The sequence below is a fragment of the Streptomyces sp. NPDC051018 genome (genome assembly GCF_044456085.1).
Lineage (GTDB): Bacteria > Actinomycetota > Actinomycetes > Streptomycetales > Streptomycetaceae > Streptomyces.
Genome location: NZ_JBITFN010000010.1, coordinates 91141 through 104615 on the forward strand (window position 1 = coordinate 91141; position 13475 = coordinate 104615).

Sequence of the window (13475 nt, forward strand, 5' to 3'; positions counted from 1 at the left end):
ACAGAAGTTCGTGAACCCGCGCACGCGTCCGCCCGGCCCGCGCGTGCCCCGCGCCCCACTTCCACACGAGCACCCCGGAATGCTGCCTTCCGTATCTGCTCGCCCCCGGCCCGCTCGAATGAGGTGAGGGCATGTATCACCCAAACCGGTCCATGGCCAATTTGCCCCGAAGGGTCGCTCCTTGATAGAAGCTCACCCCTCGCGACCAGGGAAAACGCTGAGGGATGTCACGTCCGGTGATCCCTTGCGCGCGTCCCGTACGAAGATCGCTGCCAGGGAAGGCGTTTGATCGATCAACGGGTGGTGGAGATCACAAAGCCGAAGGTCGACCCCGTGTCGCAGATCACAGACCGACAGGCATAGGATGCGGGGCAGTCGGGCTTGTGAACTGCCTCACATGAACGCGATCTTCGAGGCGGCTGGCGGAATGCCCGGTGCGGTCCAAACGGTCAGAGACGACTGGAAGGAGCGAGGAGGGTGAATGCTTACGCGCCCATCCTTGTACTCGGCGCCCTCGGGGCAGGGTTTGCGATCTTCTCCGTGGTCATGGCCACGCTAATCGGCCCCAAGAGGTACAACCGGGCAAAGCTGGAGGCGTACGAGTGCGGCATCGAGCCCACTCCCACGCCGGCCGGAGGCGGTCGCTTTCCCATCAAGTACTACCTGACGGCGATGCTCTTCATCGTCTTCGACATCGAGATCGTCTTCCTTTACCCCTGGGCGGTCAGCTTCGACGCCCTCGGGCTTTTCGGGCTCGTGGAGATGCTGCTCTTCGTGCTCACCGTCTTCGTCGCCTACGCCTATGTATGGCGGCGCGGCGGCCTGGAATGGGACTAGGGGCTGAGGGGCACCTATGGGACTCGAAGAGAAGCTGCCGAGCGGTTTCCTGCTGACCACGGTCGAGCAGGCCGCCGGCTGGGTACGCAAGGCATCCGTCTTCCCGGCCACGTTCGGTCTGGCCTGCTGCGCCATCGAGATGATGACGACGGGCGCGGGCCGCTACGACCTGGCCCGCTTCGGCATGGAGGTCTTCCGCGGCTCGCCGCGCCAGGCCGACCTGATGATCGTCGCGGGCCGGGTCAGCCAGAAGATGGCGCCGGTGCTGCGGCAGGTCTACGACCAGATGCCGAACCCCAAGTGGGTGATCTCCATGGGGGTCTGCGCCTCGTCGGGCGGCATGTTCAACAACTACGCCATCGTGCAGGGTGTTGATCACATCGTCCCGGTCGACATCTATCTCCCCGGCTGCCCTCCGCGCCCGGAGATGCTGATGGACGCGATCCTCAAGCTCCACCAGAAGATCCAGACCTCCAAGCTCGGCGTCAACGCCGAGGAGGCGGCCCGTGAGGCAGAGGAAGCAGCGCTCAAGGCACTGCCGACCATTGAGATGAAGGGGCTGCTCCGGTGAGCGACGCACGCGTGGCCGCCGGGCTGCGGACGATCACGATGGCGGCACCTCTGCGCCGCGTGGGCGGAGAAGCTCACGAGGCAGCAGGGGTGAGCGACGCACGCGCGGCCGCCGGGCTGCGGACGATCACGATGGCGGCACCTCTGCGCCGCGTGGGCGGAGAAGCGAAGGAAGGGCTGCAGCGGTGAGTGATCAGCCGAACCCCGAGAAGGAACTCAGCGAGCAGAACCTTCCGGGACGACGTGGTGAGCACGGCGAGGAGATCCGCGTACAGCGCGGCATGTTCGGCGCCGACAACGGCGGCGACACCTCGGGCTACGGCGGCCTCGTCCGCTCCGTACGCCTGCCGGGCGAGGCCACCCGGCCCTACGGCGGCTACTTCGACGAGGTCGCCGACGAGCTGGAGGGCGCGCTGGAAGAGCAGGGGCTCGTCCCCGGGAACGCGATCGAGAAGACGGTCGTCGACCGGGGCGAGCTGACCTTCCACATCGCCCGCGAGCATCTGCTCCAGGTCGCCCGGACCCTGCGCGACGACCCCGCCCTGCGCTTCGAGCTGTGCACGGGGGTGAGCGGGGTGCACTACCCGCAGGACAAGGGCCGTGAGCTGCACGCCGTCTACCATCTGCGCTCGCTCACGCACGGACGGCTGATCAGGGTCGAGGTGTCCGCTCCGGACGGCGATCCGCATGTCCCCTCGCTGGTCGCGGTCTACCCCACCAACGACTGGCACGAGCGCGAGACATACGACTTCTTCGGCCTGGTCTTCGACGGCCACCCGGCCCTCACCCGGATCATGATGCCGGACGACTGGCAGGGCTTCCCGCAGCGCAAGGACTATCCGCTCGGCGGTATCCCCGTCGAGTACAAGGGCGCCCAGATCCCGGCTCCTGACCAGCGGAGGTCGTACTCGTGAGCACTTCCCACGCCCACTCCACCCCGGGTGCCTCCGGGACCCCTCTGTCGGATCGCCGCGAGACCACCGAGGGACCGGTCTACACGGTCACCGGCGGTGACTGGGACGAGATCGCCCAGACCGCCGCCAAGGCCGACGACGAGCGCATCGTCGTCAATATGGGACCGCAGCACCCCTCCACCCACGGTGTGCTCCGGCTGATCCTGGAGATCGACGGCGAGACCGTGACCGAGGCCCGCTGCGGCATCGGCTATCTCCACACCGGTATCGAGAAGAACCTCGAATTCCGGAACTGGACCCAGGGCACCACCTTCGTGACGCGCATGGACTACCTCACGCCGTTCTACAACGAGGCGGCGTACTGCCTGGGCGTGGAGAAGCTCCTCGGTATCGAGGACCAGGTCCCGGACCGGGCGTCGGTGATCCGGGTGCTGCTGATGGAGCTGAACCGGATCTCGTCCCACCTGGTCTGTATCGCCACCGGCGGTATGGAGCTGGGCGCCACCACGATCATGATCTACGGCTTCCGCGACCGCGAGCTGGTCCTGGATCTGTTCGAGCTGATCACGGGCCTGCGCATGAACCACGCGTACATCCGCCCCGGCGGGCTCGCGCAGGATCTGCCGCCGGGCACCGTGGACCAGCTCCGCGAGTTCGTGAAGACCATGAAGAAGAACCTGCCGGAGTACGACAAGCTCGCCACCGGCAACCCGATCTTCAAGGCCCGTATGCAGGACGTCGGTTATCTGGATCTGACCGGCTGTATGGCCCTCGGCGCCACCGGCCCGATCCTGCGGTCCGCCGGCCTCGCCCACGATCTGCGCAAGACCGATCCGTACTGCGGATACGAGAGTTACGAGTTCGACGTCCCGACCGCGGACACCTGCGACTCGTACGGCCGCTTCCTCATCCGCCTGGAGGAGATGCGGCAGTCGCTGCGGATCATCGAGCAGTGCGTCGAGCGGCTGGAGCCCGGCCCGGTCATGGTCGCGGACAAGAAGATCGCCTGGCCCGCGCAGCTCGCGCTCGGCCCGGACGGACTCGGCAACTCCCTCGACCACATCAAGAAGATCATGGGCACCTCCATGGAGGCCCTGATCCACCACTTCAAGCTGGTGACCGAGGGATTCCGCGTCCCGCCGGGACAGGTGTACGCGGCCGTCGAGTCACCCAAGGGCGAACTGGGCGCCCATGTCGTCTCCGACGGCGGCACCCGCCCCTTCCGGGTCCACTTCCGTGATCCGTCCTTCACCAACCTTCAGTCCATGGCGGCGATGTGCGAGGGCGGCCAGGTCGCCGATGTCATCGTCGCCGTCGCGTCCATCGACCCCGTGATGGGAGGCGTCGACCGATGACGGCCCAGTCACCCAATCCACAGGTGGGGCTCGGGATGCCCCAGCTCCCCGCTCCCGACTACCCGGCCGATGTGCGCGCCAGGCTGGAGACGGACGCCAAGGAGCTGATCTCGCGCTACCCCGGCTCGCGCTCGGCGCTGCTGCCGCTGCTGCACCTCGTGCAGTCCGAGGAGGGGCATGTCTCCCGTACGGGCATGCAGTTCTGCGCGGACATGCTCGATCTGACGACCGCCGAGGTCACCGCGGTCGCCACCTTCTACAGCATGTACCGGCGCAAGCCCGGCGGCGACTACCAGGTGGGCGTCTGCACCAACACGCTCTGCGCGGTCATGGGCGGCGACGCGATCTTCGAGGAGCTGAAGGCGCACCTCGGGGTCGGCAACAGCGAGACCACCGAGGACGGCGCGGTCACGCTGGAGCACATCGAGTGCAACGCGGCCTGCGACTTCGCGCCCGTCGTGATGGTCAACTGGGAGTTCTTCGACAACCAGACGCCCGAGTCCGCCAAGCAGCTCGTCGACGATCTGCGCGCCGGACTGCGGGTGGAGCCGACCCGGGGCGCTCCGCTGTGCACCTTCAAGGAGACCTCGCGGATCCTCGCCGGCTTCCCCGACGAGCGCCCCGGCGCGGTCGAGGCCACCGGTGGAGCCGGACCCGCCTCCCTGATCGGACTGCGACTCGCCAAGGGCGAGGGGGTGCCGCCCAGCAGGGTGGTCTCCCCGCGCGGTGCGGCCCCCTCGGACGAACCGCAGCCCGGCTCCCAGCACCTCAGTTCCCACGACGCACCGCAGCCGACTGCGGACTCCGACCCGGCGCACCCGTCCGGACCGGTCACCGAGGAGGGGGAGTGATGACCTTGTCCACCGAATTCGGGGGCACCCGGCCCGGAGCCGGAGGAGACCCCGAGAAGCTGCTCGCCCCGGTCCTTTCCGCGTTCTGGGACGAGCCGGAGTCCTGGACCCTGGCGACCTACCGCCGTCACGAGGGCTACGAGGGGCTGCGCAAGGCCCTGGCGATGTCGCCGGACGAGGTGATCGCCTATGTGAAGGAGTCGGGTCTGCGCGGCCGGGGCGGCGCGGGCTTCCCCACCGGGATGAAGTGGCAGTTCATCCCGCAGGGTGACGGCAAGCCTCACTATCTAGTTGTCAACGCCGACGAATCAGAGCCGGGGACCTGCAAGGACATCCCGCTCATGTTCGCGAACCCGCATTCCCTCATCGAGGGGATGATCATCGCCTGCTACGCGATCCGGTCGAATCACGCCTTCATCTATCTCCGCGGTGAGGTCGTGCCCGTACTGCGGCGGCTGCACGAGGCAGTGCGTGAGGCGTACGAAGCGGGATACCTCGGCAAGAACGTTCTCGGCAGCGGACTCGACCTCGACATCACCGTGCACGCGGGCGCCGGCGCGTACATCTGTGGTGAGGAGACCGCGCTGCTGGACTCACTGGAAGGACGGCGCGGCCAGCCCCGGCTGCGACCTCCCTTCCCCGCGGTCGCCGGTCTGTACGCGTGCCCCACTGTGGTGAACAACGTCGAATCCATCGCTTCGGTTCCCGCGATCCTCAACCGCGGAAAAGAATGGTTCACCTCGATGGGAAGCGAGAAGTCCGCGGGCTTCACGCTCTACTCGCTCAGCGGCCATGTCGCCAACCCCGGCCAGTACGAGGGCCCGCTCGGCATCACCCTGCGCCAGCTGCTCGACATGAGCGGCGGCATGCGGCCCGGCCACCGGCTCAAGTTCTGGACGCCCGGCGGCTCCTCCACCCCGCTGCTGACCGACGAGCACCTCGACGTACCCCTCGACTACGAGGGCGTCGCGTCGGCGGGCTCCATGCTCGGCACCAAGGCGCTCCAGTGCTTCGACGAGACGACCTGTGTCGTACGGGCCGTGACCCGGTGGACCGAGTTCTACGCCCATGAGTCCTGCGGCAAGTGCACGCCCTGCCGCGAAGGGACGTACTGGCTCGTCCAGTTGCTGCGCGACATCGAGGAGGGCCGGGGCGTGATGTCCGACCTCGACAAGCTCAACGACATCGCCGACAACATCAACGGCAAGTCGTTCTGCGCGCTCGGCGACGGCGCGGCCGCCCCGATCTTCTCCTCGCTCCAGTACTTCCGCGAGGAGTACGAGCAGCACATGACCGGCCACGGCTGTCCCTTCGATCCGGCGAAGTCGACCCTGTGGGCCGACCGCCGCTCCCACTCCACGGAGGTGAACGCATGACAGTGACCACCAGCGCTCCCTCCGGGGGCGGGGAGGCGGCTGTTCCGCCCGAGGACCTCGTATCGGTGACCATCGACGGCGTCGAGATCAGCGTGCCCAAGGGAACGCTCGTCATCCGGGCCGCCGAACTCCTCGGCATCGAGATCCCGCGGTTCTGCGACCACCCCCTCCTCGACCCCGTCGGCGCCTGCCGCCAGTGCATCGTCGAGGTCGAGGGCCAGCGCAAGCCGATGGCGTCCTGCACCATCACCTGCACCGACGGCATGGTCGTCAAGTCGCAGCTCACCTCGCCCGTCGCCGAGAAGGCGCAGAAGGGCGTGATGGAGCTGCTGCTGATCAACCACCCGCTGGACTGCCCGGTCTGCGACAAGGGCGGCGAGTGCCCGCTCCAGAACCAGGCCATGTCCCACGGCGACGCCGACTCCCGCTTCGACGGGAAGAAGCGGACGTTCGAGAAGCCGGTGCCGATCTCCACCCAGGTGCTGCTCGACCGTGAGCGGTGCGTGCTCTGCGCCCGCTGCACCCGCTTCTCCAACCAGGTCGCGGGCGACCCGATGATCGAACTCCTCGAACGCGGCGCGCTCCAGCAGGTCGGCACCGGCGAGGGCGACCCCTTCGAGTCGTACTTCTCCGGGAACACCATCCAGATCTGCCCGGTGGGCGCGCTCACCTCGGCGGCGTACCGGTTCCGCTCCCGGCCCTTCGACCTGGTGTCCACCCCGAGCGTGTGCGAGCACTGCTCGGGCGGCTGCGCGACCCGCACCGACCACCGCCGCGGCAAGGTCATGCGGCGGCTCGCGGCCGACGACCCCGAGGTCAACGAGGAGTGGATCTGCGACAAGGGGCGGTTCGGCTTCCGCTACGCCCAGCGTCCGGACCGGCTGACCACCCCGCTCGTACGGGACGAGGAAGGCGTTCTGCGGCCAGCGAGCTGGCCCGAGGCGCTCGCCGCGGCCGCCGACGGGCTGAGCGCGGCCCGCGGCCGGGCCGCGGTCCTCGCGGGCGGCAGGCTCACCGTCGAGGACGCGTACGCGTACGCCAAGTTCGCGCGGGTCGCCCTCGACACCAACGACGTCGACTTCCGCGCCCGGGTCCACTCCTCCGAGGAGGCCGACTTCCTGGCGTCCCGGGTCGCGGGACGCGGACGGGACCTGGACGGTACGGGCCTGACGTACACGCTCCTGGAGAAGGCGCCCGCGGTCCTGCTCGTCGGGTTCGAGTCCGAGGAGGAGGCGCCCGGCGTCTTCCTGCGGCTGCGCAAGGCCAACCGCAAGCACGGCCAGCGCACCTACGCCCTGGCCACCCATGCCACCCGCGGTCTGACGAAGGCGGGCGGCACCCTGCTCCCGGCCGCGCCCGGCACCGAGACGGAGTGGCTGGACGCGCTCGCCGGCAATGTCGGGCTCGACGGCGACGGTGCCACGGCCGCCGGGGCCCTGCGCGCCGAGGGCTCCGTGATCATCGTCGGTGAGCGGCTCGCGGCCGTGCCCGGCGGGCTCACCGCCGCCGTACGGACGGCGACCGCGACCGGCGCGAAGCTGGTGTGGATCCCGCGCAGGGCCGGTGAGCGCGGTGCCGTCGAGGCGGGCGCGATCCCCTCGCTGCTGCCCGGCGGACGCCCGGCCACCGATCCGCGGGCCCGCGAGGAGCTCGCCGAGGTGTGGCGCGTACGCGAACTCCCGCACCGTTACGGGCGGGACACCGGCCAGATCGTCGAGTCCGCCGCCACCGGTGAACTCGGCGCGCTGGTCGTCGCCGGAGTGGAGGTCGCGGACCTCCCGGATCCGCCACGCGCGCGTGAGGCACTGGACGCGGTCGGCTTCCTGGTCTCCCTGGAACTGCGGCCCAGTGAGGTCACCGAGCGCGCGGATGTCGTCTTCCCGGTCGCCGCCGTCGCGGAGAAGCCCGGCACCTTCCTCAACTGGGAGGGCAGGGCGAGGTCATTCGAGGCCGCGCTGAAGCCGGAGCAGATGACGCGCAAGCTCGCCCCGGCGGACGCCCGGGTGCTGCACATGATCGCCGACGAGATGGACATCCCCTTCGGGCTGCCGGACCTCAGGTCGGTGCGCGGGGAGCTGGACCGGCTCGGCGCCTGGTCCGGATCCCGCGCGGACGAGCCGATGGAGTCGGCGCGGCCCCTGCCCCGCGCGGGCGAAGGCGAGGCGGTGCTCGCCGGACACCGGCTCCTGCTCGACCAGGGCCTGCTCCAGCAGGGCGACAAGGCGCTGGCGGGCACCCGCCACGCGGCCGTCGCCCGGCTGTCGGCGGCCACCGCGGCCGAGACCGGCGTCAAGGACGGCGGTGAACTCGCCGTCACCGGCCCCGCGGGCACGGTACGGCTGCCGCTCCAGGTGACCGAGATGCCCGACCGGGTGGTGTGGCTGCCGCTGAACTCGGCCGGCGGCGGAGTCGCTTCGGACACCGGAGCGCTTCCGGGCCGGCTGGTCCGTATCGGTCCGGCCTCCGCCGAGGCCGCAACGGAAGCGCCGGAGGTGCGCTCATGATCGCCCAGGCCCAGGCCCGGCTGGGGGACCAGGTCCTCGCGGCCGAGGACCTCTCGATGTTCGGGCGCGACCCCTGGTGGCTCATCGTCATCAAGGCCGTGTTCTGCTTCGCGTTCCTGATGCTGACGGTGCTGTTCTCCATCGTCTGGGAGCGCAAGGTCGTCGCCTGGATGCAGCTGCGCATCGGCCCCAACCGGCACGGCCCCTGGGGCATGCTCCAGTCGCTCGCCGACGGCATCAAGCTCATGCTGAAGGAAGACCTGATCGTCAAGCGCGCGGACAAGGTCGTCTACGTCCTCGCCCCGGTCATCGCCGCGATCCCCGCCTTCATGGCGATCGCGGTCATTCCCTTCGGCCCCTCGGGCAACGAGGTCTCGATCTTCGGCCAGCGCACCACGATGCAGCTCACCGACCTGCCGATCGCGATGCTGTACGTCCTCGCGATCGCCTCCGTCGGCATCTACGGCATCGTGCTGGCGGGCTGGTCCTCCGGCTCGACCTACCCCCTGCTCGGCGGCCTCCGCTCCTGCGCGCAGATGATCTCGTACGAGATCGCGATGGGCGCGGCCTTCGCCTCCGTCTTCCTCTACTCCGGGTCGATGTCGACCTCGGCGATCGTGGAGGCGCAGGCGGACCGCTGGTTCGTCATCCTGCTGCCGGTCTCCTTCATCATCTACGTCGTCACGATGGTCGGCGAGACCAACCGGGCGCCGTTCGACATGCCCGAGTCCGAGGGCGACCTCGTCGGCGGCTTCAACACCGAGTACAGCTCGATCAAGTTCGCGATGTTCATGCTGGCGGAGTACGTCAACATGGTCACCGTCTCCGCCGTCTCCGTCACGCTCTTCCTCGGCGGCTGGCGGGCCCCGTACCCCATCTCCACCTTCTGGGAGGGCGCGAACCACGGCTGGTGGCCGATGCTCTGGTTCGTCATCAAGGTCCAGCTGCTGCTGTTCTTCTTCATCTGGCTGCGCGGCACCCTCCCCCGGGTCCGCTACGACCAGCTGATGAAGCTCGGCTGGAAGGTCCTCATCCCGGTCTCGGTGGTCTGGCTGATGCTGGTGGCGACCGTACGGGCGCTGCGGAACGAGAACTACGACTTCCAGGACATCCTGCTGTACGTCGGCGGCGCGATCATCGCCGTACTGCTGCTCTCCTTCGTCGCGGACATCTTCCGCGGCGGCAGGGAGAAGAAGGCCGAGGCGGCCAAGGGCGCGCCCCCGGCCTTCGACCCGATGGCGGGCGGATATCCCGTGCCGCCGCTGCCCGGACAAACGCTCCCGCCCGTGCCGCGCAGGCGTCCGCGCCGGGAACGCGAACTCATTGTCAGTGGCGGGGTCAATACTGTGAGTGACGGTCCTGCTGACGGACAGTCTCGTGACGGAAAGGAGGCTGACGGTGTCTGAGTCCGACAAGTCAGAGAGCAAGTTCCAGAACCCGGTCGCCGGCTTCGGCGTGACCTTCAAGGCCATGTTCAAGAAGCGGCTGACCGAGCAGTACCCGGAACAGCAGAAGGTCACGGCGCCGCGCTTCCACGGCCGGCACCAGCTCAACCGCCACCCCGACGGTCTGGAGAAGTGCGTCGGCTGCGAGTTGTGCGCCTGGGCCTGCCCCGCCGACGCGATCTATGTGGAGGGCGCGGACAACACCGACGAGGAGCGCTACTCCCCGGGCGAGCGGTACGGCAGGGTCTACCAGATCAACTACGCCCGCTGCATCCTGTGCGGACTGTGCATCGAGGCGTGTCCCACGCGGGCGCTGACCATGACGAACGACTTCGAGCTGGCCGACAGCTCCCGCGAGAACCTCATCTACACCAAGGAGCAGCTGCTCGCCGGTCTGGAAGAGGGCATGGTCGACTCGCCGCACGCGATCTTCCCGGGCATGGACGAGACGGACTACTACCGGGGCCTGGTCACCGAGGCCGCGCCGGGCACGGTCCAGCAGGCCGCCACCTCCAAGGAGGAGAAGGACGAGGAGGTGGACGCATGACCGGCCTCGACGCCCTCGCCGCGACCACCACCTCGACGGGGGAGGCGTTCCAGTTCTGGGTGCTCGCCACCGTGGCGGTGCTGGGGGCGTTCGGCACGATCCTGATGCGGCGGGCCGTCCACAGCGCGCTCTGCCTCGCCGGGACCATGATCATCCTGGCGGTGTTCTACCTCGCCAACGGCGCGTACTTCCTGGGCATCGTCCAGATCGTCGTCTACACCGGCGCGATCATGATGCTGTTCCTCTTCGTCGTCATGCTGGTCGGTGTCACCGCCGCCGACTCGCTCAAGGAGACCCTGAAGGGCCAGCGCTGGCTCGCCGCCCTGTGCGGCCTCGGCTTCGGCGTACTGCTGATCGCCGGCATCGGCAACGCCTCGCTGAAGAACTTCAACGGGCTGGGCGCGGCCAACAGCGCCCACGGCGGCAATGTGGAGGGCCTCGCCGCCCTCATCTTCACCAAGTACGTCTTCGCCTTCGAGATCGCCGGCGCGCTGCTGATCACCGCGGCCGTCGGCGCGATGGTGCTCACCCACCGGGAGCGCACCGAGCGCGCCAAGACCCAGCGGGAGCTGGCCGAGGAGCGCGTGCGGGAAGGCAAGCACCTGCCGCCGCTGCCCGCCCCCGGTGTCTACGCCCGGCACAACGCGGTGGACATCGCCGGTCTGCTTCCGGACGGCACCCCGTCCGAGCTGACCGTCAGCAGGACACTGCGCGAGCGCGGTCAGATCCGCGATGTGTCGACCCAGGCGATGGAGGACCTCAAGGCGCTGGAGCAGCGCTCGGAGGAGCGCCTCGGGCGTGAGAGCGCCAGCGATGCGGGGGGCCACGGCGACTCCCGCCGGGACCGGGACGAAGAGGAGGCCACACGGTGAATCCGGTCAACTACCTCTATCTCGCCGCACTGCTGTTCACCATCGGCGCGGCCGGGGTCCTGATCCGGCGGAACACGATCGTCGTCTTCATGTGTATCGAGCTGATGCTCAACGCCTGCAATCTCGCGTTCGTGGCCTTCTCCCGGATGCACGGCAATCTCGACGGCCAGATCATCGCCTTCTTCACGATGGTCGTCGCCGCCGCGGAAGTCGTGGTGGGGCTCGCGATCATCGTGTCCCTGTTCCGTTCCCGCCACTCGGCCTCGGTCGACGACGCCAGCCTGATGAAGCTGTGAGGGGCTGAATCGTGGAGAACCTGATTGCGCTGCTCGTAGGGGCGCCCCTGCTCGGAGCGGCGGTGCTGCTCTGCGGCGGGAAGCGGCTCGACCGCACCGGCCATGTGCTGGGCACGGTGCTCGCCGCCGTGTCCTTCCTGATCGGCCTGGTGCTGTTCGCGGACATGCTCGGCAAGTCCGCCGACGACCGCATGCTGCACCAGAAGCTGTTCAGCTGGATCCCCGTCGAGGGCTTCCAGGCGGACGTCGCCTTCCAGCTCGACCAGCTGTCGATGACCTTCGTCCTGCTGATCACCGGTGTGGGCACCCTGATCCACCTCTACTCCATCGGGTACATGGAGCACGACGAGCGGCGCCGCCGCTTCTTCGGCTATCTGAACCTGTTCCTCGCGGCGATGCTCCTCCTGGTCATCGCCGACAATTATCTGCTGCTGTACTTCGGCTGGGAGGGCGTCGGCCTCGCCTCGTACCTCCTCATCGGCTTCTGGCAGCACAAGCCCAGTGCGGCCACGGCGGCGAAGAAGGCGTTCCTCGTCAACCGCGTCGGTGACATCGGCCTGTCCATCGCGATCATGCTGATGTTCACCACCTTCGGGACCTTCGCCTTCGGGCCGGTCCTGGAGTCCACCGGCGAGACCAGCGAGGGCAAGCTCACCGCCATCGGGCTGATGCTGCTGCTCGCCGCCTGCGGCAAGTCGGCCCAGGTGCCGCTGCAGTCCTGGCTCGGCGACGCGATGGAGGGCCCGACCCCGGTCTCGGCCCTGATCCACGCGGCCACCATGGTGACCGCCGGTGTCTATCTGATCGTCCGCTCCGGCGAGATCTTCAACGCCGCTCCGAACGCGCAGACGGTGGTCGTGGTCGTCGGCGCGGTCACACTGCTCTTCGGTGCGATCGTCGGTTGTGCCAAGGACGACATCAAGAAGGCGCTGGCCGGTTCGACGATGTCGCAGATCGGCTACATGATCCTGGCGGCCGGGCTCGGCCCGATCGGCTACATCTTCGCCATCATGCACCTGGTGACCCACGGCTTCTTCAAGGCCGGGCTCTTCCTCGGCGCCGGCTCGGTCATGCACGGCATGAACGACGAGGTCGACATGCGCAAGTACGGCGGGCTGCGGAAGTACATGCCGGTCACCTTCGTCACCTTCGGCCTCGGCTATCTCGCGATCATCGGCTTCCCGGGCCTGTCCGGCTTCTTCTCCAAGGACCTGATCATCGAGGCCGCGTTCGCCAAGGGCGGCACCGAGGGCTGGATCCTCGGCGGGGTCACCCTGTTGGGCGCGGCGATCACCGCGTTCTACATGACCCGCGTGATGCTGCTGACGTTCTTCGGCGAGCAGCGGTGGCAGCCGGACGCGGAGGGCCATCAGCCGCATCCGCACGAGTCCCCGAGGTCCATGACGATCCCCATGATCATCCTGGCGTTCGGCTCGGTCTTCGCCGGAGGCTTCTTCGCGATCGGCGACCGCTTCGTCAACTGGCTGGAGCCCGTCACCGGTTTCGAGCACGGCCACTCGCCCGTCAGCGCGATGACCGTCACCTCCGCGACCGTCGTCGTCCTGGTGATCGGCGTGACCATCGCCTGGCTGATGTACGGGCGCAGGCCCGTCCCGGTCACTGCCCCGCGCGGCTCGCTGCTCACCCGGGCCGCCCGCCGCGATCTCCTCCAGGACGACTTCAACCATGTGGTCCTGGTCCGCGGCGGTGAGCACCTGACCCGCTCGCTCGTCTATGTCGACCACACCCTGGTCGACGGCGTGGTCAACGGCACGGCCGCCACCTTCGGCGGCCTCTCCGGCCGGATGCGCAAACTGCAGAACGGCTACGTCCGCTCGTACGCCGTCTCGATGTTCGGAGGTACGGCGGTGCTGATCGCCGCGACCCTGCTGATGAGGGCGGTGTAAC

The 13475-nt window shown here is 68.5% G+C and carries 13 protein-coding genes; all 13 read left to right on the forward strand.

Going from position 1 to position 13475, the window contains the following annotated elements; translation table 11 throughout:
• Positions 1–477: 477 nt before the first annotated feature.
• From ACIBCM_RS18855 to nuoL, 13 genes are read left to right on the forward strand one after another with little or no spacing between them, the layout of a single operon-like run.
• The gene (locus ACIBCM_RS18855; protein WP_003956195.1) at positions 478–837 is read left to right on the forward strand and encodes an NADH-quinone oxidoreductase subunit A; all 360 of its coding nucleotides are present in this window, start codon (positions 478–480) and stop codon (positions 835–837) included.
• Positions 838–853: 16 nt separating this feature from the next.
• On the forward strand, positions 854–1408 hold the full coding sequence (locus tag ACIBCM_RS18860; protein WP_003998928.1) for an NADH-quinone oxidoreductase subunit B family protein: 555 nt from the start codon (positions 854–856) through the stop codon (positions 1406–1408).
• Positions 1405–1596, forward strand: coding sequence for a hypothetical protein (locus ACIBCM_RS18865; protein ID WP_399244582.1), 192 nt, complete (start codon positions 1405–1407; stop codon positions 1594–1596). Before ACIBCM_RS18860 ends, ACIBCM_RS18865 begins: the two co-directional genes overlap by 4 nt.
• A complete protein-coding gene (locus ACIBCM_RS18870; protein ID WP_399244584.1) occupies positions 1593–2321 on the forward strand; it encodes an NADH-quinone oxidoreductase subunit C in 729 nt (242 codons plus the stop codon). The genes ACIBCM_RS18865 and ACIBCM_RS18870 overlap by 4 nt, the downstream gene beginning before the upstream one ends.
• Positions 2322–2365: 44 nt before the next feature.
• Entirely contained in the window at positions 2366–3676 is a 1311-nt protein-coding gene (locus tag ACIBCM_RS18875; RefSeq protein WP_399244889.1) for an NADH-quinone oxidoreductase subunit D, read from the forward strand.
• The gene (nuoE, locus tag ACIBCM_RS18880; protein WP_399244586.1) at positions 3673–4527 is read left to right on the forward strand and encodes an NADH-quinone oxidoreductase subunit NuoE; all 855 of its coding nucleotides are present in this window, start codon (positions 3673–3675) and stop codon (positions 4525–4527) included. Before ACIBCM_RS18875 ends, nuoE begins: the two co-directional genes overlap by 4 nt.
• Complete coding sequence (gene nuoF, locus ACIBCM_RS18885) at positions 4527–5903, forward strand: NADH-quinone oxidoreductase subunit NuoF (RefSeq protein WP_399244588.1); 1377 nt, start codon at positions 4527–4529, stop codon at positions 5901–5903. The genes nuoE and nuoF overlap by 1 nt, the downstream gene beginning before the upstream one ends.
• A complete protein-coding gene (locus ACIBCM_RS18890) occupies positions 5900–8407 on the forward strand; it encodes an NADH-quinone oxidoreductase subunit G (RefSeq protein WP_399244590.1) in 2508 nt (835 codons plus the stop codon). The genes nuoF and ACIBCM_RS18890 overlap by 4 nt, the downstream gene beginning before the upstream one ends.
• A complete protein-coding gene (gene nuoH / locus ACIBCM_RS18895; RefSeq protein ID WP_399244592.1) occupies positions 8404–9813 on the forward strand; it encodes an NADH-quinone oxidoreductase subunit NuoH in 1410 nt (469 codons plus the stop codon). The genes ACIBCM_RS18890 and nuoH overlap by 4 nt, the downstream gene beginning before the upstream one ends.
• Positions 9806–10399 (forward strand): NADH-quinone oxidoreductase subunit NuoI, encoded by a 594-nt coding sequence (gene nuoI, locus ACIBCM_RS18900; RefSeq protein ID WP_399244594.1) that lies wholly within the window; start codon positions 9806–9808, stop codon positions 10397–10399. The genes nuoH and nuoI overlap by 8 nt, the downstream gene beginning before the upstream one ends.
• On the forward strand, positions 10396–11271 hold the full coding sequence (locus ACIBCM_RS18905) for an NADH-quinone oxidoreductase subunit J (RefSeq protein WP_399244596.1): 876 nt from the start codon (positions 10396–10398) through the stop codon (positions 11269–11271). Before nuoI ends, ACIBCM_RS18905 begins: the two co-directional genes overlap by 4 nt.
• A complete protein-coding gene (nuoK, locus tag ACIBCM_RS18910; protein ID WP_389266582.1) occupies positions 11268–11567 on the forward strand; it encodes an NADH-quinone oxidoreductase subunit NuoK in 300 nt (99 codons plus the stop codon). The genes ACIBCM_RS18905 and nuoK overlap by 4 nt, the downstream gene beginning before the upstream one ends.
• 11 nt (positions 11568–11578) lie before the next feature.
• Positions 11579–13474 carry an NADH-quinone oxidoreductase subunit L gene (gene nuoL, locus ACIBCM_RS18915; RefSeq protein WP_399244599.1) on the forward strand — a complete coding sequence of 632 codons (1896 nt, stop codon included), beginning with the start codon at positions 11579–11581 and terminating at the stop codon, positions 13472–13474.
• Position 13475 lies beyond the last annotated feature (1 nt).

Coding starts and splice junctions, on each gene's coding strand:
- ACIBCM_RS18905 (WP_399244596.1), top strand. CDS start 10,396: ATGACCGGCCTCGACGCCCTCGCCGCGACCACCACCTCGACGGGGGAG.
- ACIBCM_RS18860 (WP_003998928.1), top strand. CDS start 854: ATGGGACTCGAAGAGAAGCTGCCGAGCGGTTTCCTGCTGACCACGGTC.
- nuoE (WP_399244586.1), top strand. CDS start 3,673: ATGACGGCCCAGTCACCCAATCCACAGGTGGGGCTCGGGATGCCCCAG.
- nuoH (WP_399244592.1), top strand. CDS start 8,404: ATGATCGCCCAGGCCCAGGCCCGGCTGGGGGACCAGGTCCTCGCGGCC.
- nuoF (WP_399244588.1), top strand. CDS start 4,527: ATGACCTTGTCCACCGAATTCGGGGGCACCCGGCCCGGAGCCGGAGGA.
- ACIBCM_RS18890 (WP_399244590.1), top strand. CDS start 5,900: ATGACAGTGACCACCAGCGCTCCCTCCGGGGGCGGGGAGGCGGCTGTT.